This window comes from Enterococcus sp. B2E4 (assembly GCF_030499455.1).
In the GTDB taxonomy this organism is placed as follows: domain Bacteria; phylum Bacillota; class Bacilli; order Lactobacillales; family Enterococcaceae; genus Enterococcus_D; species Enterococcus_D casseliflavus.
The window spans coordinates 23,430-45,641 of sequence record NZ_JAUKPK010000019.1 but is presented as its reverse complement, the minus strand read 5'-3'; the positions used below and the strand labels follow the sequence as shown (position 1 = coordinate 45,641).

Here is a 22,212-nt window from a genome sequence, read left to right as displayed (position 1 = left end):
AGAACGATATGGAATGGACAGAGATGATATTACCTTTGGCAAGTGGCTTTGCGATCGTAACAGCCACAATGCCTTTGTTTATCGGCTATTTTCAAATGAATAAGTACGGACAGGAAATACGTGGGGACGGCCCCAAATGGCATAACGTAAAGGCCGGTACACCAACGATGGGTGGGTTTGTATTTTTGATTTCTGCAATGATCACTGCAATTTGGGTAGGGGCATGGCAAAATCAACTGACTGCTTCATTGTTCATTCTTTTGTTCATTACCTTGGTTTATGGTGCATTAGGATTTCTTGACGATTTCATCAAGATTTTCCGCAAAAGAAATATGGGCTTAAACTCGCTGCAAAAATTGATTGGACAGATTTTAGGCGGGCTTGTCTTTTACTTGGTTTTTCGAGCGGAAGGCAATGCAGACGTATTAAATTTCTTTGGAATCGATATACCATTGTCGATCTTTTACGGAGTGTTCGTCATCTTTTGGCTGGTCGGTTTTTCAAATGCAGTCAACTTGACCGACGGTATTGATGGACTGGTCGCAGGACTGGGCACGATTTCTTTTTCAACTTACGCACTGATTGCTTGGCGGCAAGATCAAATCGATGTGTTGATCGTTTGTCTAGCAATCATTGGCGGATTGATCGGCTTCTTTCCCTACAATCGCAAACCGGCTAAAATCTTTATGGGGGATGTTGGCTCACTGGCTTTAGGCGGTCTGCTGGCAGCAATTTCGATTCTTTTACACCAAGAATGGACCCTCTTGCTTGTCGGACTGGTCTATGTTTGTGAAACAGCAAGCGTGATGCTGCAAGTTGCCTCATTCAAATTAACGGGCAAACGAATCTTCAAGATGTCACCCATCCATCATCATTTTGAAATGAGCGGATGGTCTGAGTGGAAGATCGACACTGTATTTTGGTGTATTGCGTTAGGTTGCTCGTTGCTCACAATAGCCCTTGTATGGTAGGAGATGAAGAAAATGAAAAAAATTAAAACATATCAAAATAAAAAAGTTCTTGTGCTAGGATTAGCGCGTAGTGGATTCAGTGCGGCCAAATTGTTACATGATTTGGGCGCACTTGTGACCGTTAATGACGGCAAGCCATTTGCTGAAAATCCCGAAGCACAAGATCTTTTGGCGTTAGGGGTCAAAGTGATCACTGGCAGCCACCCAATCGAATTATTGGATGAAGGCTTTTCGTTAGTTGTGAAAAATCCCGGAATCCCTTATTCACAGCCACTTGTTCAAAAAGCTTTAGAGAAAAAAATTCCTGTGATCACGGAAGTGGAGTTAGCGTATCAAATCTCTGAGGCACCGATTATCGGCATCACTGGTACGAACGGAAAAACCACCACAACGACCATGATCGCTAATGTCTTAAACGCCGGGATGCAAAAAGGACAGGCACTGCTTTCTGGGAACATTGGGTTTCCTGCAAGTTCCGTTGCTCAAACAGCCAAAGCAGAAGACCGATTAGTCATGGAATTGTCTAGCTTCCAATTGATGGGGATCGATACTTTGCGACCAAAAATCGCCGTGATCACCAATATTTATGAAGCCCATATCGATTACCATGGCAGTCGCCCAGAATATGTCCTAGCAAAATGGCGCTTGCAACAACGAATGACTGCGGATGATTATTTGGTGATCAACTGGAACCAACCAGAGCTAGAAGCACTGTCGGCAAAATCAAAAGCGCAAATCATTCCTTTTTCCACCAAGGAAAAAGTAGCAGGCGCGTACATGCTTGACGGTATCCTCTATTATAAAGAAGAAGTGATCATGGCAGCTGATGAACTTGGCGTGCCAGGAGATCATAATATTGAAAATGCATTAGCAGCGATTGCTGTCGGTAAACTTTGCGATATGCCAAACGAAGCCATTAAGCAAGCGTTACAAACCTTTACGGGCGTGCCCCATCGGACTCAGTATGTCATCACCATCAATCAGGTGAAATTTTTCAATGACTCCAAAGCAACAAACATTCTAGCCACAGAAATGGCATTAGGCGGCTTTGACAATGAGAAACTGATTTTATTGGCAGGTGGTCTGGATCGGGGGAACAGCTTTGATGACTTAGTTCCCGCACTAAAAGGGCTAAAAGCCATCGTGTTGTTTGGTGAAACAAAGGAAAAATTGGCCGCTGCTGCTCAAGCAGCAGGGGTAAAAACAATTGAAATGACAGACAATGTTGAAACAGCCGTCCCATTAGCCTTTTCTTTAAGTGCTGCTGGAGATACGATTTTATTGTCACCTGCGAATGCAAGTTGGGATCAATACCCTAATTTTGAAGTTCGCGGCGACAAATTTATGGCGGCAGTAGCAGAACTTAAATAGAAATGAGTGACGGATATGAAAATACTTGTGACTGGCGGCGGTACTGGCGGACATATTTATCCAGCGTTGTCTTTTGTCGATTATGTAAAAGAGATTGACCCGACAGCCGAATTTTTATACATTGGTGCAACAAGGGGCTTGGAAAATAAAATCGTTCCTCCAACAGGTATTCCTTTTAAAACATTAGAAATCCAAGGCTTTAAGCGTAAGTTGTCCTTCGATAATGTAAAAACGATCCAACTTTTCATGAAAAGTTATTACGCAGCCAAAAAAATCATCAAGGAGTTTCAACCGGATGTCGTGATCGGCACCGGCGGCTACGTTTCTGGCGCGGTGGTCTTTGCTGCAGCGAAGTTGAAAATTCCTACAATTATTCATGAACAAAATAGTGTTCCCGGGATCACGAATAAATTTCTAACCAAATATGTGGACAAAATCGCCATTGCCTTTCACGATGCGTCCCAGTACTTTCCAGCGAAGAAAACAGTGCTGGTGGGGAATCCCAGAGGTCAAGAAGTACGCAACAGTCAAAAGTCAGCGATCTTGTCTTCCTACGATTTAAATCCGGCGAAAAAGACGGTCTTGGTTTTTGGTGGGAGTCAAGGAGCACTGAAAATCAATCAAGCGATCATTGATGCGCTGCCGCTGTTTGCTCAAAAAGAGTATCAGCTTCTCTATGCGTCAGGTGAACGGTATTACAAAGAGATCGAAGAAAAAATCGGCATGTCAAAAGATGCCTTTCCTAATATCAGTATTCGCCCTTACATTGATCAGATGGCAGAAGTGATGGCAAATAGTGATTTGTTGATTGGACGAGCAGGAGCCACATCGATCGCAGAATTCACTGCATTAGGGATTCCAGCGATTTTGATTCCTAGTCCTTATGTGACCAATGACCACCAAACGAAGAACGCCCAAAGTTTAGCCAATGCAGGAGCAGTCAAAATGATTGCCGATCATGAACTAAACAGTCAAAACCTCGTGGAAGCAGTAGACAGTATCATGCAAGATGAAGCCCTTCGTAGTAAGATGGCAAAAGCCTCAAAAGAACAAGGGATCAGCGATGCCTCAGAACGGTTATTTCGACTTGTGCAAGAGGTAATCAAATAGTACAATGTGTGGGATAGAAAGGAGCGATTATCATTAGTAAAGACAAAACACCTCATGATGATCAAACCCCCTCGTCAACGGAAGAGTTGACCCCTTGGCAAAAAGAAAATCTAAAGTATTTGCAAGAAAAAGGCAATCAGCCAGCTTGGTCTTCTCCTGCTCCTGAAGAAACAGAAGATACGTCCAAAGACCATGAAGACGAGCAAGAAGAAACATTTTTTGAAGCAGATGAAGCAATGGAAGAGTCTGTTGATGAGAAGGAAGCATTGCCAGAGCCAGAAAAGAAGGCCCGCTCCTTTGCTGATCGGCTGCCTAACCTAAAGGCGTACCGCAACCAAGTGTTGATTCGCCGTTTAGCCTTGATTATTGGATTGTTGATGATTCCTTTATTGATTGTTTTGTATTTCGTTTCGCCCCTTAGTCGTTTGGCGAATGTGGTCGTCAAAGGCAATCATGAAGTATCCGCAGAAGCAATTCTCGAAAATTCGGACCTAACCGTCAATGAAGAGATGTGGCCGCAATTTTTCGAACGTAATCAAAGCGTGTCTGCCATCAAAAAAGAATTGCCACGTATAAAAAATGCCTCAATTTCTCTATCTGGTATCAATCGCTTCGATATCACTGTCACTGAATTTCAAGAAGTTGCTTTACTAGCCCAAGATGGTGGCTATGCGCCGGTTTTAGAAAATGGCGTTGTGTTAGATGAAATCAGTGAGCAGCCAGTGGAAGGATTGCCGGTTTTAGAAAATTTTTCGGCTGAAGATAAAATCAAAGCAACACTTAGTGCCTATCAAGAATTAAGTTCAGAAATTCGCGATGGCGTTTCTCAAATCAAATATACCCCCCGTGACAGCAATGATGAGCTGCTGACTCTCTTTATGAATGATGGCAATCAAGTGATCGTCAACATTTCGAATATGGTGAGTCAAATGCAGTATTATCCGCAAATTGCCAAAGATTTGACCGAGGACAGTATTGTGGATATGGAAGTTGGAATCTTTACTTACCCAATTTCAAATACACAAGAAGACGATGCAGACGAAAATCAAACAGCTGATAGTGATTCTTAGGAAAAATTCAAGAGTTTTTTTCATTAACTTGTTTCTAAAAAGCGCCATTATATGGTAGAATTGGTAACAGTGAACAAATTATTCGAATGAACTCTAAAAACGGACTGTGATGGTTCGCTATATATCCAATTTAAGTAGGAGGGAACCCCATCCATGGCAAAAACGGGAATGTATGTTGGCCTTGATATCGGTACGACATCTGTAAAAGTTGTAGTAGCCGAATACGTTGACAGCCAAATGAATATCATTGGTGTAGGTAATGCAAAATCAGAAGGAATCAACCGTGGGATCATTGTAGATATCGATAAAACGGTACAAGCCATTCAAAGAGCAGTAAGACAAGCAGAAGAAAAAGCAGGAATTCAAATTCGCAGTGTAAGTGTTGGTGTACCAGCCAATCTTCTTGAAGTGGAAAATTGTCAAGGAATGATCGCTGTCAATAGTGAATCAAAAGAGATCACCGACGAAGACGTGCGTAATGTTGCCTCCGCAGCACTCGTTCGTTCTACCCCTCCTGAAAGACAGATCATTGCTATTTTACCGCAGGAATTTACCGTTGATGGTTTTGAAGGAATCAAAGATCCTCGTGGCATGATCGGGGTTCGCCTAGAAATGTTTGGTGTTGTGTATACAGGACCAAAAACCATCATTCACAACATTCGCAAATGTGTTGAAAAATCTGGTCTGATTGTTAATGAAGTAGTCATTACGCCATTAGCACTAACGGAATCGATTTTATCAGACGGTGAAAAAGATTTTGGTACGATCGTCATCGACATTGGTGGCGGCCAAACAACCACAGCAGCGATGCACGACAAGCAATTGAAATTCACCCATGTGAACCAAGAGGGCGGCGAATTTGTCACAAAAGACATTTCGACGGTTTTAAATACCTCTTTCAACAATGCAGAAGCATTGAAGATCAATTATGGGGATGCGTATCCTGAACGCACTTCAGCCAGTGAAGAATTTCCGGTTGATGTGATCGGGAAATCAGAACCAGTGAAAATCGATGAACGCTATTTATCAGAAATCATTGAAGCCCGTATGGAACAAATCTTCACCAAATCAAAAGAAGTCCTAGACGAAATCGATGGGCTTGATTTACCGGGTGGCGTGATCTTGACTGGTGGCGCTGCAAGTCTTCCTGGTGTCGTAGATCTTGCTCAAGAAGTATTCGAAACAAACGTCAAGCTTTACGTTCCTAATCATATGGGACTTAGAAATCCTGTTTTCACGAATGTGATCAGTATCGTTGACTATTCGGCAAACTTAAGCGAAGTGTACCAGCTTGCCAAAAGTGCGATCACTGGTGAAAAAACAGTGGCGCAACAGCCCGTTGCTATTCAACAACAAGAAGTGCATTACGAACAATATGAAGCGCCAGAAGAAACTTATGAAGAAGCAGAAGAAGAGAAAAAAGGTGAGTCGATCACAAACCGAGTAAAAGATTTCTTCTCAAATATCTTTGAATAATCTAAAACGATTCTCAGGAGGAAGATAAATTATGGAATTTTCAATTGATAATAACATCAATGACGGCGCTGTGATCAAAGTCATCGGAGTCGGTGGCGGTGGCGGCAACGCAGTCAATCGTATGATCGAAGAAAATGTCAAGGGCGTAGAATTTATTGCAGCCAACACTGACGTTCAAGCGTTAAAAAACTCAAAAGCAGAAACAGTCATTCAATTAGGCCCTAAATATACCCGCGGACTTGGTGCTGGCTCTCAACCAGAAGTTGGTCAAAAAGCAGCGGAAGAAAGTGAAGATTCTATTCGCGAATCATTAGAAGGCGCAGACATGATTTTCATTACCGCTGGTATGGGTGGCGGAACCGGAACAGGTGCTGCACCGATCGTAGCGAAAATCGCTAAAGAAATCGGCGCGTTGACAGTCGGTGTCGTTACTCGTCCGTTTACTTTTGAAGGACCAAAACGTGGCCGTTTTGCGGCTGAAGGCATCGCTAAATTAAAAGAGAATGTCGATACCTTATTGATCATCTCAAACAACCGTTTATTAGAAGTTGTTGACAAGAAAACGCCAATGCTTGAAGCATTCCGTGAAGCAGACAATGTCTTGCGTCAAGGGGTTCAAGGGATCTCAGACTTGATCACTGCACCTGGCTATGTCAACTTAGACTTCGCTGATGTGAAAACAGTAATGGAAAATCAAGGCACAGCCTTGATGGGAATCGGTGTTGCTAGCGGGGAAGAACGTGTAATCGAAGCAACGAAAAAAGCGATCTCTTCACCATTACTAGAAACGTCGATCGATGGCGCAGAACAAGTGCTATTGAACATCACTGGCGGATTGGATATGACTTTATTTGAAGCACAAGATGCTTCTGATATCGTCGCTCATGCGGCAACAGGCGACGTAAACATTATCTTAGGTACATCAATCAATGAAGACTTAGGCGATGAGATCCGTGTGACTGTCATTGCAACCGGCATTGACCCTTCAAAAAAAGAACGGGGTTCTCGCTCTAGCAGACAAAGCCAAGGTCAAATTCATTCTATCCCTCAAAAACCAACATTAGATATGGATCAAGCACGCCCAGCGCAAGCAGAAGAAAGCAATGGCTTTGGTGATTGGGATATCCGCAAAGAACAAAATGTACGACCTAAAGTAGAAGAAAACACATTTGAAAATGTAGAAAAGAAAGAATTCGATACCTTCAGCCGTGATGAAGTACGTTCGAATGATGACGACGAATTAAGCACACCACCATTTTTCCGTCGTAAACGCTAGGGGGCAGAGCACATGATTTCTGAGAACTTGCACAAGATTCAGCAAGAGATACAGGATTCCTGTGCTCTTGTTTCTAGAAATGCCAGTGATGTCTGTTTGACAGCTGTGACAAAATCCGTCGATACAGAAACAACAAGAGTCCTTTTAGAAAATGGTGTGCGGGATTGTGCAGAAAATCGAGTAGAAAAACTACTTGAAAAGAAGGCAGCACTAAAGGATTATCCAGATGTCCGTTGGCATTTTATTGGCAATTTGCAACGCAGAAAGGTAAAATCAATTATAAATGAGATTGATTTTTTCCATGCGTTAGATTCAATCAAACTGGCACAAGAAATTCAAAAACGAGCAGAGCATCCGATCAACTGCTTTGTGGAAGTGAATGTTTCGCAGGAAGCAACGAAACAAGGGATTTTTGTTGAAGAGGTAATGGCTTTTATTGAAGCACTTGCTTCGTTCGACAAAATTCGTGTTGTTGGATTGATGACGATGGCCCCGCTCACTGCTTCCAAAGACGAGCAGCATCAGATTTTTAAAGAATTAAAAAGGATTCAACAACAGATCGCTGACCTGCATCTTACACATGCCCCTTGCTTAGAAACGAGTATGGGAATGAGTAATGATTTTCCCATTGCGATTCAAGAAGGTGCAACATTTATTCGTGTAGGAACAGCATTATTTCAATAAAAAAGGAGGTTGACCGATGTCGCTCAAAGAGAAACTGACCAATTTTTTTGGATTGACTGACGAAGAAGATTACTACGAAGAAACATTTGCCACGGAAGAACCGGCACGCACAGCGTCTAAACAAGCTGTGAACCAAGGAGGAGCTTTTACAGCCCCCAGAGCAACCACGAATACGTATGCATCTGGCCAAGCGGCAACACGTACAACAAGTCAACCACAAAATCAAGCCTATCAATACAGACAGCAACCACAAGCAGCTGTCTATCAACAAGCCTCAGCTGCGGCTGAACGGGTAAGACCGGTGACGAAGACGGAAGAAAAAGTCGTTCCGATGGCACAACAAAGAAGCAATACGAGAGTCAAAGAAACAAAAGCAAAAGAAACACCCGCACAAGCAGCTGGTAAAATAACGATCGTAGAGCCACGCGTCTATTCCGAAGCGATGGGGATTGCCAAGCAGGTCATCAATGGGGATGCTGTACTTGTTAATTTTCATTTAATTGAAGAGTATCAAGCTCGTCGAATAGTTGATTTTTTAACAGGAACAGTGTACGCTGAAGATGGTGATATCAAGCGTGTTGGCGATGAAATTTTTCTTTGCACGCCTAAGGGTATGGAAATTGAAGGCACTGCCCAAACATTAGCAGATACCAATTTTTTTGATATCTAAAGTGAGGAGGAACGCCAATTTTATTTTTGAGATTCGTTAAATTACTAAGTGATGCTGTTTATCTGTATACCATTTTATTAGTGATCTATGCACTTTTGTCTTGGTTTCCAGGAGGGTATCAATCCGCTTTTGGCCGTTTCTTAGCAAAAGTGTGTGAACCGTATTTGAGTTTATTTGATCGATTGAAATTAAGTTTTGCTGGTATTGATTTTACGATTGCGTTTGCAATTATCGTCTTACAGCTAGCATCACAAGCATTGATATTGATCTTACAATCAATTTTATTTTAACGTAAGGGGTGGTTATCGGTGAACGCAAATGTCTATCAACATTTTCGAAACGATGAACGCCCTTTTATTGATTCCGCTCAAGGATGGATCGAACAAGTGCAAATGCAGTATGCGCCTTACTTAACTGATTTTTTAGATCCGAGACAAGCGTATATTTTAGAAAGCTTGATTCGTCAATCAACGGATTTAAGCTTCCGCTTTTTTGGTGGTTACGAAGCTGCTGAAAGACGACGTTGTTTGATTTATCCCGATTATTATGAGCCCACCACCGATGAGTTTGACATGACTTTGTTTACGATTCAATACCCGAAAAAATTTACGGTGTTGAGTCATGGAAAAGTTCTAGGCACGTTAATGGGGACTGGAGTCAAGAGGGAATACTTTGGAGACATTCTTTCCGATGGTGAAATATGGCAAGTATTCGTTGCTACTGAAGTCAGTCATTTTATCCAACTCCAAGTGGATAAAATCGGAAACGTATCGGTGCGCTTGGAAGAAACAAAATACACCGAGTTGATCGTTCCTAAAGATGGCTGGACCGAGGAAAGAGAAACGGTTAGTTCATTGCGTCTTGATACAGTGATCTCTGCCGTATACAACATCTCACGTCAGCGTTCGAAACAGTTGATCGAATCAGGAAAAGTAAAAGTAAACTGGACAGAAGCACTACGACCAGATTTTGTTCTGGATTTACTGGATATCGTTTCAGTAAGAGGATTTGGTCGGATTCAAATACAGGGGTTAGAAGGAACCACGAAAAAAGAAAAAGTTAGATTGTTATTAGGTGTATTACGTAAATAAATCAAAGAGGTGTATAGAATATGGCATTAACTCCATTAGACATTCAAAATAAAAACTTTTCAGTAAAAATGAGAGGATACAACCAAGACGAAGTCGATGACTTTTTGGATATGATCGTTCGCGATTATGAAGAAGCGGTTCAACGCAATCGCGAGTTAGAGAAATCATTGAAACACGCCGAAGAAAAACTAGAGTATTTCAATGAACTGAAAGACGCCTTGAACCAATCCATCATCGTGGCTCAAGATACCGCGGATAAAGTAAAAACAAGCGCAAGCAAAGAATCAGAAGTGATCGTTACGTCTGCCCAAAACCGTGCGGATGAAATGGTTGCTACTGCAGAAAAACATGCCCATGCCTTGATGACCTCAGCGGAAGAAAAAGCCAAAGAGATTTTGACGGATGCAACAGACAATGCCCGTCAATTGGCAACAGAAACAAATGACTTGAAGAAGAAAACCAGAGTCTTCCACAACAACTTATTGGTTATGTTACAAACCCAATTAGAACAAGTGAAGAGCCCCGAGTGGGAAGAGATTTTGGCGCCATTTTCAAGCTACGTGCAAGATTCCCATCAAGTAATCAGAGAAGTTTTATCAAAAGAACTTGACAGTGAAAATGGTTCTGGAGTAAACTCAGAAGCAGTGGACACATTTGATGTGGACGTTGTTGAATCAGATGAAAAAATCGTTGATGTAAGCGAAAGCCCTGAAGTGAAAACATTAGATGATGCGAGAAACTTATTAGACGAATTGAACAAAACAGATAACAACTAAGACACAGAACAGAAAAATTTCTTATATTTTTCAAGCGAGTTTGGGAGAGTGGAAGCCAAATAAAACCCTGTAAGAAATCAGATCATCTGTGAGTTGCGTTCTTTAAAGAGCCGATTATCCAAAGACTCAAGTAGAGAACGACGCCTGATCCCGTTACCGATCATCAAAGAATTGTCTAACGACAAGAAAAATTTGGGTGGTACCACGAACACGTTCGTCCCTTGCCAGGGACGGACGTGTTTTTTGCTGTGAATCACTATGATTGGCTTGCGAAGCAAGACAGAATAGATGATGAACAGTACTAGGCGACCATAGGGAGCGTAGTAACCCTACTAGGAATCACTATGATTGGCTTGCGAGGCAAGACAGAATAGATGATGAACAGTACTAGGCGACTATAAGGAGCGTAGTAACCCTACTAGGAATCACTATGACTGGCTTGCGGAAGCAAGACAGAATAGATGATGAACAGTACTAGGCGACCATAAGGAGCGTAGTAACCCTACTAGGAATCACTAGGATTGATTTTTAAAAATCAGTGAGACCTAAACACAAGGAAGTCATGGCAACCAATCCATTTTGATACGTTCAATAGAAGCAATTGATTGGTCGAGTCAATGGATTTAGAAATTATACGGAAACGTAGTGAGACGAAAAGGAGCGAAACAAGAATGAAAATGAAAGAAACACTGCATCTTGGAAAAACCGCTTTTCCAATGCGAGGCAACTTGCCGAACCGCGAAGTGGATTGGCAAAAAGAATGGGAAGAAAATCGATTGTATCAACGCCGTCAAGAATTAAATGAAGGCAAGCCAACCTTTGTCTTACACGATGGTCCTCCTTATGCAAATGGGAACATCCATATCGGACACTCATTGAACAAAATCAGTAAAGACATTATCGTACGTTCCAAATCAATGTCAGGTTTCCGTTCCCCTTATGTACCTGGTTGGGATACCCATGGTTTGCCGATCGAGCAAGTGTTGACGAATAAAGGAATCAAGCGCAAAGAAATGAGCTTGGCAGAATACCGCAAAAAATGTGAAGAATATGCTTTGACACAAGTGGATACACAAAGAGCTGACTTCAAACGTTTAGGGGTTTCTGGTGACTGGGAGCACCCATACATCACACTGACGCCCGATTATGAAGCTGCAGAAATTCGCGTTTTCGGAAAAATGGCAGAAAAAGGCTATATCTACAAAGGATTAAAACCAATCTACTGGTCACCATCTAGTGAATCATCACTAGCAGAAGCCGAGATCGAATACAAAGATGTGAAATCACCATCGATCTATGTTGCTTTCCCAGTCGCAGATGGCAAAGATCTGCTTGATTCAGATACATCTTTTGTTATCTGGACGACGACGCCATGGACCTTGCCAGCGAATCTAGGAATCTCTGTGAATCCAACCTTTGCCTATGTTCAAATCTTGGCTGATAGTCGTAAATTTGTCGTGGCAAAAGATTTATTAGAAACCGTGACGAATGAGATTGGTTGGGAATCTGTCGAAGTATTGCAAGAATTGGCAGGCGATCAATTAGAAAAAATGACGGCGCAACATCCTTTCTATGACCGTACGTCTCTGTTGATGTTAGGGGATCATGTGACATTGGATGCCGGTACTGGTTTGGTCCACACTGCACCAGGACACGGGGAAGATGACTACATCGTCAGCAAAAAATATGGACTGGATGTCTTATCACCAGTCGATAGCCGTGGGGTCTTCACAGAAGAAGCACCAGGATTTGAAGGGGTCTTTTATGACAAAGCCAATCCAATGATCACTGAGCTTTTAGAAGAAAAAGGGGCGCTATTAAAACTAAACTTCTTTACTCACAGCTATCCACATGATTGGCGGACGAAAAAACCAGTCATCTATCGGGCAACGCCACAATGGTTTGCTTCAATTGATAAGTTCCGTCAAAACATTTTGGATGAGATCGAAAAAGTAGATTGGATCATTCCATGGGGCAAAACCCGTTTATACAATATGATTCGCGATCGCGGCGACTGGGTGATCTCTCGTCAACGTGCGTGGGGTGTACCATTGCCAATCTTTTACGCAGAAAACGGCGAAGCCATCATCACGCCTGAAACGATCGAGCATGTGGCAAACTTGTTTGCTGAACATGGTTCAACGATTTGGTTTGAAAAAGAAGCCGAAGAATTGCTGCCGGCTGGCTTCACGCATCCAGGCTCACCAAACGGTAAATTCTCGAAAGAAACTGACATCATGGATGTTTGGTTTGATTCAGGTTCTTCTCACGAAGCCGTGTTACGTCAACGTCCAGAATTGACGTTCCCAGCTGACATGTACTTGGAAGGTTCAGATCAATATCGCGGATGGTTCAACTCAAGTATCACAACTAGTGTGGCGATCAATGAAGTCGCACCATACAAAGCCGTCTTGTCTCAAGGCTTCACCTTAGATGGCGAAGGCCGTAAGATGAGTAAATCTCTTGGAAATACCATTGCACCAGAAAAAGTGATCAACCAAATGGGTGCGGATATTTTGCGCCTTTGGGTCAGCAGTGTTGACTACGAAGCGGATGTTCGAGTGTCTATGGATATCTTGAATCAAGTATCAGAAGTCTATCGGAAAATTCGCAATACCATGCGTTTCTTATTGGCTAACACGAATGATTTTGATCCAGCAAAAGACAGCGTACCATTTGAAAACTTGCGTTCTGTTGATAAATACATGATGGTTCGTTTAAATCAAACGATCAAAACGATCCGAGAAGATGGTTATGAAAAATACAACTTCTTGCATATTTACCGAACAGTCATCAACTTCTTGACAGTCGATATGTCATCCTTCTATTTGGATTTTGCGAAAGATGTCGTTTATATCGAAGCTGAAAATGATTTCCAACGTCGCGCCATGCAAACCGTCTTTTATCAAACAGCGGTTGCGTTGACGAAATTACTGACGCCGATCATTCCGCATACGGCAGAAGAAATCTGGTCACATTTGAAAGAAGAAGAGGAATATGTCCAATTAGCGGAGTTCCCTGGCTATGATACATTTGCTAACCAAGAAGAGCTGCTTGATTTATGGCGTGCTTTCCTTGATTTCCGTGACAATGTCTTAAAAGCATTGGAAGAAGCGCGTAATGCAAAACTGATTGGGAAATCGTTTGAAGCAAAAGTGACTGTCTATCCAACCGAACCGGTTGCGGCATTATTAAAAGCCATTGATTCAGATATCGCTCAGTTGCTGATCATTTCACCGGACTTCTTAACGATCAAAGAAGCAGGTGAAGCAGCACCAGAAGCGGCCTATCAATTCGAAGACGTGGCGATCTTAGTGGAAAAAGCCGAAGGTGAAGTCTGCGAACGTTGTCGTCAAGTCCGTGTGGATGTCGGTGTAGAAGAGCAGCTACCAACACTTTGCGGCCATTGCGCAGCCATCGTCAAAGAAAACTATCCTGAAGCGGTTGCAGAAGGCTTTGAAAAATAAAAAAACGGAATAAGATGATCCCATTGCGGGTCATCTTTTTTTTTGAAATCAATCAAGCTTGTTCCTTGAAAATGGGACATAAGTAGCTGTTTGTGACATCCAAATGAGAAAATCCGCGTTAATTGATAACGATTCTCATTTGTTTGCAATAATTTTACGATAGTTTATTGTATAATAAAAAAACCTTATTAGACGAAGATTCCTGCCTGTGATTTACAAGTAACTACTTGTTCGATGGATGTAAGTAACTCTTGAAGGAAGAAAGCAACGAGATCGGATCAAGTAAAAAAAACTTGCCAGATAGAAAATCAGGTTGTAAACTGTTAAAAATCGGAATATTCAGAAAATTGAAAGAAAGTGTGATTCCATGAGTGATTTAGAGATGATGAAAACAACGAACCAAACGATGTACGATGCCGCTTTTGAAAAAGATGCTTGTGGGATGGGGTTCATTGCTCAGAAAAATGGTCATTATTCCCGAGAGCTCGTCCAAAATGCCTTAACGATGTTAGAACGGATGAATCATCGAGGGGGAACTGGCGCTGAACCTGACACGGGGGACGGAGCAGGAATCTTGATGGCGATGCCAGATCCTTTTTTTCAGCAGCGGGCAAAAGAGGCAGGAATCCCATTGCCTGAAAAAGGCGCCTATGCTGTTGGGATGTTTTTTTTACCGAAAGAAAAGCTCCGAGCAGCACAGGTCCAAGAAGAAGTAACTAAAGACATTCAACAAATGGGTTTTACGGTTTTATGGCAGCGTGACGTTCCATATGATTATTATCAGTGTGGGCCAGGGGCGCAAAAAGTCATGCCATCTTTCGTGCAAGTCTTTATTGAAAAGCCTGTCGATGTAGCAGCTGGCCGTCCCTTTGAAGATCAGCTTTATCGGCTACGACGTAAACTGGAAAAAACATATCATACCGATGAGCTGTCTATTTGCAGCTTGTCCAGTAAGACAGTTGTTTATAAAGGGATGCTGCATGCCTATCAAGTTGGCTTGTTTTTCAAAGATCTTCAAAGCCCAGAAATGACTTCGAGTATTGCTTTGACCCATTCTCGTTTTTCAACGAATACCTTTCCAAGCTGGAGTCGGGCGCAACCTTTTCGTTTCTTAGCCCATAATGGCGAAATCAACACGTTACGCGGGGCGGAAAATTGGATGCATGGACATCAGATCGAAGTCTACGATGACGAAAACTCCGATTCTGCGAAGCTGGAAAATTGTATGGAATACTTGTATCGTCAAGGTCGAGACATTCCCCAAGCACTGTTGATGATGGTACCAGAAGCGTGGTCTAAAGAAGCTGGCTTGACGCCAGAACTGACGGCTTTTAATGAATACAATGCAAGCTTTATGGCTCCTTGGGATGGACCAGCAGCTTTATGTTTTACCGATGGGGAGATGGTGGGAGCTGCCCTTGATCGTAATGGATTGCGACCATCTCGCTACTCAATCACGAAAGCTGGTTTTGTTGTCGTGGCCTCTGAGTCAGGAGTGGTGGATTTACCAGCGTCAGAAGTGATTGAAAAAGGGGTGCTTGGACCAGCAAATATGTTTTTGGTGGATACCCAAAAAGGGATGATCTTACGAAATCAAGAAATCAAAGCGCATTATGCGAATGCCCATCCTTACCAGGAGTGGCTAGCGGAACACCTATTGACACCAGAGCTGCTTCCTGGGACTAAGAAGCAGGAAGAAACAGCAGACGATGCGATCCAGACTCTTTGGAAACGAAATGGCTACACGGATGAGATCATACGCACGTTGATTTTACCAATGGCTCAAACGGGAGAAGAACCAGTGATCTCCATGGGGTTTGATTCACCCTTAGCTATTTTGAGCGAACGTCCCCAATCCTTGTTTACGTACTTCAAGCAACAATTCGCCCAAGTGACCAATCCACCCATTGATGCGATTCGCGAAAAATTAGTGATCGGTACCGAGCTGTTTTTAGGTCGAGATGGGGATGTTTCAAAGGACATCCGAATCAATTGTAATAAGCTGAAGATTGCTAGTCCTGTGTTAAAAACGAGTGAATATGAAAAGATCAAACAGTTAAATCAAAATGGTCAAAAAGCGGTTTTACAGTCGATTCTTTATGATTATGTACCAGAAAACGGGGTAGCTTTGCAACAAGCGTTAGAAGCGCTTTTTAAAGAAACGGAGCAAAAAATCGATGCTGGGGCAACGATCATCATTTTAAGTGATCGGGAAGTCATCCAAGCGCAAGAAGGAAAAGTGGCGATTCCGATTCTCTTGGCGGTATCAGGCCTGCACAATTATTTGGTGCGAAAAGGCAAACGTTCCTTGGCATCGATCGTTGCGGATACAGCGGAAGTCTGTGAGGTCCATCATTATGCCATGTTAGTCGGCTACGGAGCAAGTGGGGTCCATCCTTATGGGGCTTACCAGACATTGGCGCATTTTGAGCTTTCAGAGAAGATCGAAAGTTACCGCAAGGCATGTGAAAAGGGCATTGTCAAAATCATGTCACGAATGGGAATCTCAACGATCGCCGGTTACCACGGGGCACAATTGTTTGAAGCGGTTGGTATCTCTGAGAAAGTCATCGCTGAATATTTTACCGGCACGGTTACCCGTATCGGTGGTCTCTCGTTAGCGCAAATCGAGCAAGAATATCTGACGCGTTATGAGGCCGCATATGGTGAAAAACGAATGGATTATCTTGATTCTGGCGGTAGTTTCCAGTACAAAGCCGATGGGGAGCATCATTTGTTCAATCCAAAAACGATCTATGGGTTCCAAAAAGCCGTTCGCACAGGCAGTTATGAGCTTTATAAAGAATATGCGGCGGAAATGAATCAAGAGGCATTGGCCAATCCAACGACGTTACGGTCTATGTGGACCTTTGCGAACACAAGACGCAGTATTCCGTTAGCTGAGGTGGAGCCTGTCGAAACGATCGTCAAACGATTTAAAGTCGGGGCGATGTCCTACGGCTCACTAAGTGAAGAAGCGCATCGCTGTATTGCTGAAGGAATGAATGCGATCGGGGCAAAATCCAACAGTGGAGAAGGTGGCGAAAACCGAAATCGTTTCAAACCAGTGGAGGGCATTAATTATAATAGTCGCATCAAACAAGTAGCTTCTGGCCGTTTTGGTGTCAACGCCGAATATTTAATGAGTGCAGATGAACTCCAGATCAAAATGGCGCAAGGGGCGAAACCTGGAGAAGGCGGTCAATTACCAGGCAATAAAGTCTTCCCGTGGGTCGCCGAGATTCGAGGGTCCACGCCTGGTGTTCGGTTGATTTCACCGCCACCACATCACGACATTTATTCGATTGAAGATCTAGCCCAGCTGATCTATGACTTAAAAGCCATCAATCCGTATGCACGGATCAATGTCAAATTGGTTTCTAGTACGGGCGTGGGTACGATCGCTACCGGTGTCGTCAAAGCTGGCGCAGACGTAGTCGTGATCTCAGGCTATGACGGTGGGACCGGTGCTTCTCCGAGAAATTCGATCCGTGATGCCGGCTTGCCTTGGGAGATGGGGCTTGCAGAAGCCCATCAAACGTTAGCTATGAATCATTTGCGGCAGCGAATGACCTTAGAGACCGATGGAAAATTGATGACGGGTCGGGACATCGCCATTGCTGCTCTTTTAGGAGCAGAAGAATATAGCTTTGCCTCTTTAGCGCTAGTTGCGATTGGTTGTGTCATGATGCGGGTATGCAGTATCAATACATGTCCTGTGGGAATTGCTACACAGAACCCAGCGTTGCGAAAATTTTTTGCTGGAAAACCTGAGCACATCATCAACACGATGTACTTTTTAGCAGAAGATCTACGGGAAACGATGGCTGAGTTAGGCTTTCGTACTATCGATGAGATGGTAGGACATGCGGAATTGTTGACACCACGCTTCGTTGCTAAAGGCAAAGCAAAATCATTAGACTTTTCGAAAATGATTGGGACGACGATCCCAATCGAACGCAAAGTGACCGATCCATTCCTTGAGAAACGTCAATGGCCAGAATTAGATGCTTTTGCACAAGCTGCTATCGACAACAATCAAGAAATCGTGACGAATCATACGATCAATAATGTTCAACGCTCAGTCGGCGCGCGTTTAGGAGGCTGGATCGCGGAACGTTTTGGCAATTATGAAGTTACCCCAGGTCTGTTGCAGTTTACGTATCGAGGTATTGCTGGACAAAGCTTTGGGGCTTTTGCCACCCAGGGCATCCAGTTGAAACTGATCGGTGAGGCCAACGATTATGTAGCCAAAGGGTTAAGCGGTGCCCGCTTGATCATTGTGCCACCGGAAGATGCCGCTTATGACGCAGAACATTCACCAATTGTTGGTAATGTAGCGTGCTTCGGGGCAAATCGAGGCGAAGGCTATTTCCGAGGCATTGCTGGCGAACGCTTTTGTGTTCGTAACAGTGGAGCCAATGTCGTTGTCGAAGGTGTTGGCGATCATGGCTGTGAGTACATGACTGGCGGTGTCGTGGTGATATTAGGAAAAACCGGCCGCAACTTCGGTGCTGGAATGTCCGGTGGCGTGGCGTATGTTTACGACCCCGATCAAACCTTTGCCGATAAATGCAATCGGGAAATGGTTGATTTATATCGGATTGGCGAAAGCGGCGATGACCACCAACTAAAAGAAATGATCCAGCAGCATTTCGCCTATACAGATTCATTGAAGGCGGCTGAGATCCTAGAAGATTGGGAAAATCAGCAGCACCATTTCATCAAAGTCTATCCGACAGAATACCATCAGATGATCCAAGCGACGGAGAACTTGGCGGACCAAGGGTTTGTCGGAGATGAACTTGTGACGAAAGCCTTCGAAGCTGTCGTCGGTCCACAATTGACCATCCCAGGAAAGGAGCGTGACTAATATGGCAGATCCATTTGGTTTTTTAAAGTACCCAAGAGTAGAAAATCCTACCCGACCAGTGGCAGAACGAATCGAAGACTGGCAAGAATTACAGACGCCATTGCCTGAAAATGAGCGTCAAGAGCAAGCAGCACGCTGTATGAACTGCGGGATTCCTTTTTGTCATACCGGTTCTTTTTACGGGGGGCAACGAGCGGTTTCAGGTTGTCCCAATGACAACCTGATTCCTGAATGGAATGACTTGGTTTATCAAGGGCGTTTCCAAGCCGCTTTTGAGCGTCTTGCCAAAACCAACCCATTACCTGAAATGACTGGTCGTGTTTGTCCAGCTCCTTGTGAAAAAGGCTGTACCGAAGCACTGAATGGCTCAGGTGTCACGATCCACGACAATGAACGCTTTATTATCGATACTGCTTTTGAAAATGATTGGGTCAAAGCCTCGGGATTGCCTCAAGAAGCGACTGGGTTCAAAGTTGCCATCGTCGGCAGCGGACCAGCTGGTTTATCCGCTGCATGGCGCTTGAATCAACTAGGGCATCAAGTGACGGTCTATGAACGCAGTGATCGCTTTGGCGGTTTACTGATGTACGGTATTCCAAATATGAAATTAGATAAAGACGTCGTTCAGCGACGGATTGACTTGATGGCAGAGCTAGGCGTGACCTTTGTCGCTAATACGGAGATCGGTCGTGACTTGTCAGCAGAAGAATTGGCCGCTCAGTATGATCGGGTCATCTTGGCAACAGGAGCTAGTGTTCCTCGTGACTTGAAGATTCCAGGGCGTGAATTGACTGGGGTGCAATTTGCAGTCGATTATCTGACGGAAGCAACCAAAGATGTGTTAAAGCATGGCAAAGCGGCAACAAGTAAAAAACTTGCTGGCAAGCATGTTATCGTGATTGGTGGCGGCGACACTGGAAATGACTGTATTGGTTCAGCGATTCGGCAAGGAGCCGCTTCTGTGCGTCAATTGGAGATCACGCCCCAACTGCCATTGACACGGACCGACAGCAATCCTTGGCCAGAATACCCAATGACAGCCCGCACAGGATATGGGCAAGAAGAAGCGGCTGAAGTGCTACAAACACAAGTGACGTATCATGGAGTGTCCACAACGGCCTTTATCGGCGCCGAACGCGGCCAGTTGATCGCCATCGAAACGGTCTCAGTAGATCAACAGTTTCAGCCGATCCCTGGCACAGAGCAAGTGATCAAGGCGGATTTGGTCTTGCTGGCAATGGGCTTTGTTGGTGCAGAGACCCAACTCTTCGATGCCTTTGGTGTGCGAGAAGTGTACGATGATTACACGACGAACAATGAACGAGTGTTAGTCGCAGGAGATGCCAAACGAGGACCGAGTTTAGTCATCTGGGCGATTCGTGAAGGACGCTTAGCGGCAGAAAAAGTCGATCAAGCGTTACGATCGTTGGTGTATCAATAAGCAATCAATAAAAAACAACCTGAGCAGCTATTCCTCCTTCTGAATTAGAAGGGGAGCAGCGAAATGCTCAGGTTGTTTGCCTGTTAAGCGGTTGGTTCAGATGGATGGGGCTTTGACAGCTGTTCATTTTTTTCCATTGCTGCCTTCGGTAGGCGAATCGAAAAGACGATGGTTTCATCACGGCTTTCCGCCCAAATCTTTCCACCTAATGCTTCAACGATTTCTTTGGCGATCGGCAAACCAAGACCCGTCCCACCCGTCGCTGTTGCTCGGGAAGCATCCATGCGGTAGAAAGGCTCAAAAATCAAGACGATCTTTTCAGCTGGGATCGTTTTTCCTTGATTGGTCAAACGAATCAGGATATCATCAGACTCGCTGATGGCTAATCGCAAAGGGGAGTTAGGATAGCTATAATTGATGGCATTGCGGATCAAGTTATCAAAAACGCGTTCCATTTTCTCCGTATCAACGGTCGCAAAGACTTTTTTCTGTAGCTGAAGTTGCCAATGGAGGTTTTTTTCTTCTAACAGCGGCAAAAATTCAAACGTCAATTGTTCCAGCATCAAGCTCAGATCCGTGGTTTCAGTTTGCAGGGCGATCGTTGTAAGATTAAAGCGGGTGATTTCGAAAAATTCGCTGATCAATAGTTCCAGCCGTTGGGCTTTTTGCAAGGCGATCTTCGTATAGCGTGCGCGTAGTTCGGTAGAAAGCTGCGGTTCCTCTTCTAAAAGCGTCAAATAGCCGATCACACTGGTCAAAGGCGTTCGTAAATCATGTGCGAGATAGACGATCAAATCATTTTTTCGTTGTTCCGCTTCTTTGGCGGCTCGTTGATCCTGTAAGTTTTTCTCCCGCAACTGGTTCATTTCTTCTTGCACATCAATCATATTGCTGGAAAGAACGATTCGCTTCGTGGGTTCGGCAATCAGTTGGTTTGTGGCTTGGATCGTTTCATTCAAATAACTGATAGCTTTACTCATATAATAAATCGTTGTGCTCACCCAAATCAGTAAGGCCCCGATGGCTAAGCAAAGAAGCCAATAGTCAGCAAAAAGACGTAAAATTTGATAAATGGGTTCATAGCCATACCAGACCCTCATTCCAGCAACGAAGCGTACTGCGAAAGGAATGATGATCAAGATCGCCATCAAGATGCCCGTGGTGATAAAGTATTGGGTCAAGAGCTTGCGGATCAATGGACTTCTATTTTTCAATGATATAGCCGACCCCCCATACGGTTTTGATTAATTTCGGTTTGCGGGGTTGTTCGTTCAGTTTTTCCCGCAAACGGGCGATATGTGCCATCACTGTGTTATTGTTGTCTAAATACTTTTCTTTCCAAACTGCTTCAAAAAGGGTTTCCGAGGCAACGACCGATCCTTGGTGTTCAAATAAGTAAAGCAAGATTTTAAATTCGATGGGGGTCAAGAAAACCTCTTTGCCATAAAGAAAACATTGGTGGCTGTTGATTTTCAACAGTAAGCCTTCCTTTTCGTATTCTTCAATCTTCTGGGGATTCGCTGACTGGTTGTAACGCTGGTATCGCCGCAGCTGCGTTTTGACCCGAGCAACGACTTCTAAAGGATTGAAGGGCTTGGTCACATAATCATCTGCCCCAAGGCTTAGACCGGTGATTTTATCCAAGTCTTCCCCTTTTGCCGTGAGCATCAGTACTGGGAAAAAGTGGGTCTTACGAATTTGCTGCAGCAGCTGAAAGCCGTCGATATCCGGCAGCATCACATCTAAAACCGCCACGTCGACCGTTTCTTTTTCAAGATAAGCCAAAGCGCTCGTTCCATCATAAAAAGGTTCTACTTGGAAGCCTTCATTCCTTAGAAACGTCGTGACTAACTCCGCGATTTCTTTTTCATCATCAACAACAATTATTTTTTCTGCCATCCTTGATTCACTCCAACTATCTACGATCATTTTTCAT

The 22,212-nt window shown here is 43.8% G+C and carries 16 protein-coding genes; 14 read left to right on the top strand and 2 right to left on the bottom strand.

Features of this window, described 5'->3' with window-relative positions; genetic code table 11:
• Positions 1-8 precede the first annotated feature (8 nt).
• The 14 genes from mraY to Q1X33_RS13640 all read left to right on the top strand — a co-directional run bounded on the left by mraY (position 9) and on the right by Q1X33_RS13640 (position 20,276).
• On the top strand, positions 9-971 hold the full coding sequence (mraY, locus tag Q1X33_RS13705; protein ID WP_301969703.1) for a phospho-N-acetylmuramoyl-pentapeptide-transferase: 963 nt from the start codon (positions 9-11) through the stop codon (positions 969-971).
• Between the two features lie 12 nt (positions 972-983).
• Positions 984-2,342: a UDP-N-acetylmuramoyl-L-alanine--D-glutamate ligase gene (gene murD / locus Q1X33_RS13700; protein ID WP_034869168.1), complete on the top strand. Its 1,359-nt coding sequence runs from the start codon at positions 984-986 to the stop codon at positions 2,340-2,342.
• A gap of 15 nt (positions 2,343-2,357) precedes the next feature.
• Entirely contained in the window at positions 2,358-3,452 is a 1,095-nt protein-coding gene (gene murG, locus Q1X33_RS13695) for an undecaprenyldiphospho-muramoylpentapeptide beta-N-acetylglucosaminyltransferase (protein ID WP_010749767.1), read from the top strand.
• 86 nt (positions 3,453-3,538) lie between these two features.
• Positions 3,539-4,522, top strand: coding sequence for a cell division protein FtsQ/DivIB (locus Q1X33_RS13690; RefSeq protein ID WP_015510164.1), 984 nt, complete (start codon positions 3,539-3,541; stop codon positions 4,520-4,522).
• A gap of 153 nt (positions 4,523-4,675) precedes the next feature.
• Complete coding sequence (ftsA, locus tag Q1X33_RS13685) at positions 4,676-5,998, top strand: cell division protein FtsA (protein ID WP_005228814.1); 1,323 nt, start codon at positions 4,676-4,678, stop codon at positions 5,996-5,998.
• A gap of 31 nt (positions 5,999-6,029) precedes the next feature.
• Complete coding sequence (gene ftsZ, locus Q1X33_RS13680; RefSeq protein ID WP_005228816.1) at positions 6,030-7,274, top strand: cell division protein FtsZ; 1,245 nt, start codon at positions 6,030-6,032, stop codon at positions 7,272-7,274.
• 12 nt (positions 7,275-7,286) lie between these two features.
• On the top strand, positions 7,287-7,958 hold the full coding sequence (locus Q1X33_RS13675) for a YggS family pyridoxal phosphate-dependent enzyme (protein ID WP_005228817.1): 672 nt from the start codon (positions 7,287-7,289) through the stop codon (positions 7,956-7,958).
• Positions 7,959-7,974: 16 nt separating this feature from the next.
• Positions 7,975-8,628 carry a cell division protein SepF gene (locus Q1X33_RS13670; protein WP_010749764.1) on the top strand — a complete coding sequence of 218 codons (654 nt, stop codon included), beginning with the start codon at positions 7,975-7,977 and terminating at the stop codon, positions 8,626-8,628.
• A 26-nt stretch (positions 8,629-8,654) separates the two neighbouring features.
• A complete protein-coding gene (locus Q1X33_RS13665) occupies positions 8,655-8,918 on the top strand; it encodes a YggT family protein (RefSeq protein WP_005228822.1) in 264 nt (87 codons plus the stop codon).
• A gap of 18 nt (positions 8,919-8,936) precedes the next feature.
• The gene (locus Q1X33_RS13660; RefSeq protein ID WP_005228823.1) at positions 8,937-9,719 is read left to right on the top strand and encodes an RNA-binding protein; all 783 of its coding nucleotides are present in this window, start codon (positions 8,937-8,939) and stop codon (positions 9,717-9,719) included.
• Positions 9,720-9,739: 20 nt separating this feature from the next.
• A complete protein-coding gene (locus Q1X33_RS13655) occupies positions 9,740-10,495 on the top strand; it encodes a DivIVA domain-containing protein (RefSeq protein WP_005228824.1) in 756 nt (251 codons plus the stop codon).
• A 671-nt stretch (positions 10,496-11,166) separates the two neighbouring features.
• Positions 11,167-13,962, top strand: coding sequence for an isoleucine--tRNA ligase (ileS, locus tag Q1X33_RS13650; protein ID WP_005231868.1), 2,796 nt, complete (start codon positions 11,167-11,169; stop codon positions 13,960-13,962).
• Positions 13,963-14,329: 367 nt separating this feature from the next.
• Positions 14,330-18,835, top strand: a complete 4,506-nt coding sequence (gene gltB / locus Q1X33_RS13645) for a glutamate synthase large subunit (protein ID WP_005228828.1) — start codon at positions 14,330-14,332, stop codon at positions 18,833-18,835.
• A 1-nt stretch (position 18,836) separates the two neighbouring features.
• Positions 18,837-20,276: a glutamate synthase subunit beta gene (locus Q1X33_RS13640; RefSeq protein ID WP_005228830.1), complete on the top strand. Its 1,440-nt coding sequence runs from the start codon at positions 18,837-18,839 to the stop codon at positions 20,274-20,276.
• Between the two features lie 83 nt (positions 20,277-20,359).
• Here the strand turns inward: Q1X33_RS13640 and Q1X33_RS13635 are convergent, their stop codons facing one another.
• Together Q1X33_RS13635 and vanR-C are read right to left on the bottom strand one after the other, a co-directional pair.
• Positions 20,360-21,490 (bottom strand): vancomycin resistance histidine kinase VanS-C, encoded by a 1,131-nt coding sequence (locus Q1X33_RS13635; RefSeq protein ID WP_034869172.1) that lies wholly within the window; start codon positions 21,488-21,490, stop codon positions 20,360-20,362.
• Entirely contained in the window at positions 21,480-22,175 is a 696-nt protein-coding gene (gene vanR-C, locus Q1X33_RS13630; RefSeq protein ID WP_005228837.1) for a vancomycin resistance response regulator transcription factor VanR-C, read from the bottom strand. The genes Q1X33_RS13635 and vanR-C overlap by 11 nt, the downstream gene beginning before the upstream one ends.
• Between the last annotated feature and the right edge of the window lie 37 nt (positions 22,176-22,212).

What these genes read in the sequence shown, in the direction of transcription:
- gltB (WP_005228828.1), top strand. Translation starts at nt 14,330, where the DNA reads ATGAGTGATTTAGAGATGATGAAAACAACGAACCAAACGATGTACGAT.
- Q1X33_RS13670 (WP_010749764.1), top strand. Translation starts at nt 7,975, where the DNA reads ATGTCGCTCAAAGAGAAACTGACCAATTTTTTTGGATTGACTGACGAA.
- ftsA (WP_005228814.1), top strand. Translation starts at nt 4,676, where the DNA reads ATGGCAAAAACGGGAATGTATGTTGGCCTTGATATCGGTACGACATCT.
- Q1X33_RS13655 (WP_005228824.1), top strand. Translation starts at nt 9,740, where the DNA reads ATGGCATTAACTCCATTAGACATTCAAAATAAAAACTTTTCAGTAAAA.
- mraY (WP_301969703.1), top strand. Translation starts at nt 9, where the DNA reads ATGGAATGGACAGAGATGATATTACCTTTGGCAAGTGGCTTTGCGATC.
- Q1X33_RS13640 (WP_005228830.1), top strand. Translation starts at nt 18,837, where the DNA reads ATGGCAGATCCATTTGGTTTTTTAAAGTACCCAAGAGTAGAAAATCCT.
- ileS (WP_005231868.1), top strand. Translation starts at nt 11,167, where the DNA reads ATGAAAATGAAAGAAACACTGCATCTTGGAAAAACCGCTTTTCCAATG.
- vanR-C (WP_005228837.1), bottom strand. Translation starts at nt 22,175, where the DNA reads ATGGCAGAAAAAATAATTGTTGTTGATGATGAAAAAGAAATCGCGGAG.
- murG (WP_010749767.1), top strand. Translation starts at nt 2,358, where the DNA reads ATGAAAATACTTGTGACTGGCGGCGGTACTGGCGGACATATTTATCCA.
- Q1X33_RS13675 (WP_005228817.1), top strand. Translation starts at nt 7,287, where the DNA reads ATGATTTCTGAGAACTTGCACAAGATTCAGCAAGAGATACAGGATTCC.
- murD (WP_034869168.1), top strand. Translation starts at nt 984, where the DNA reads ATGAAAAAAATTAAAACATATCAAAATAAAAAAGTTCTTGTGCTAGGA.
- ftsZ (WP_005228816.1), top strand. Translation starts at nt 6,030, where the DNA reads ATGGAATTTTCAATTGATAATAACATCAATGACGGCGCTGTGATCAAA.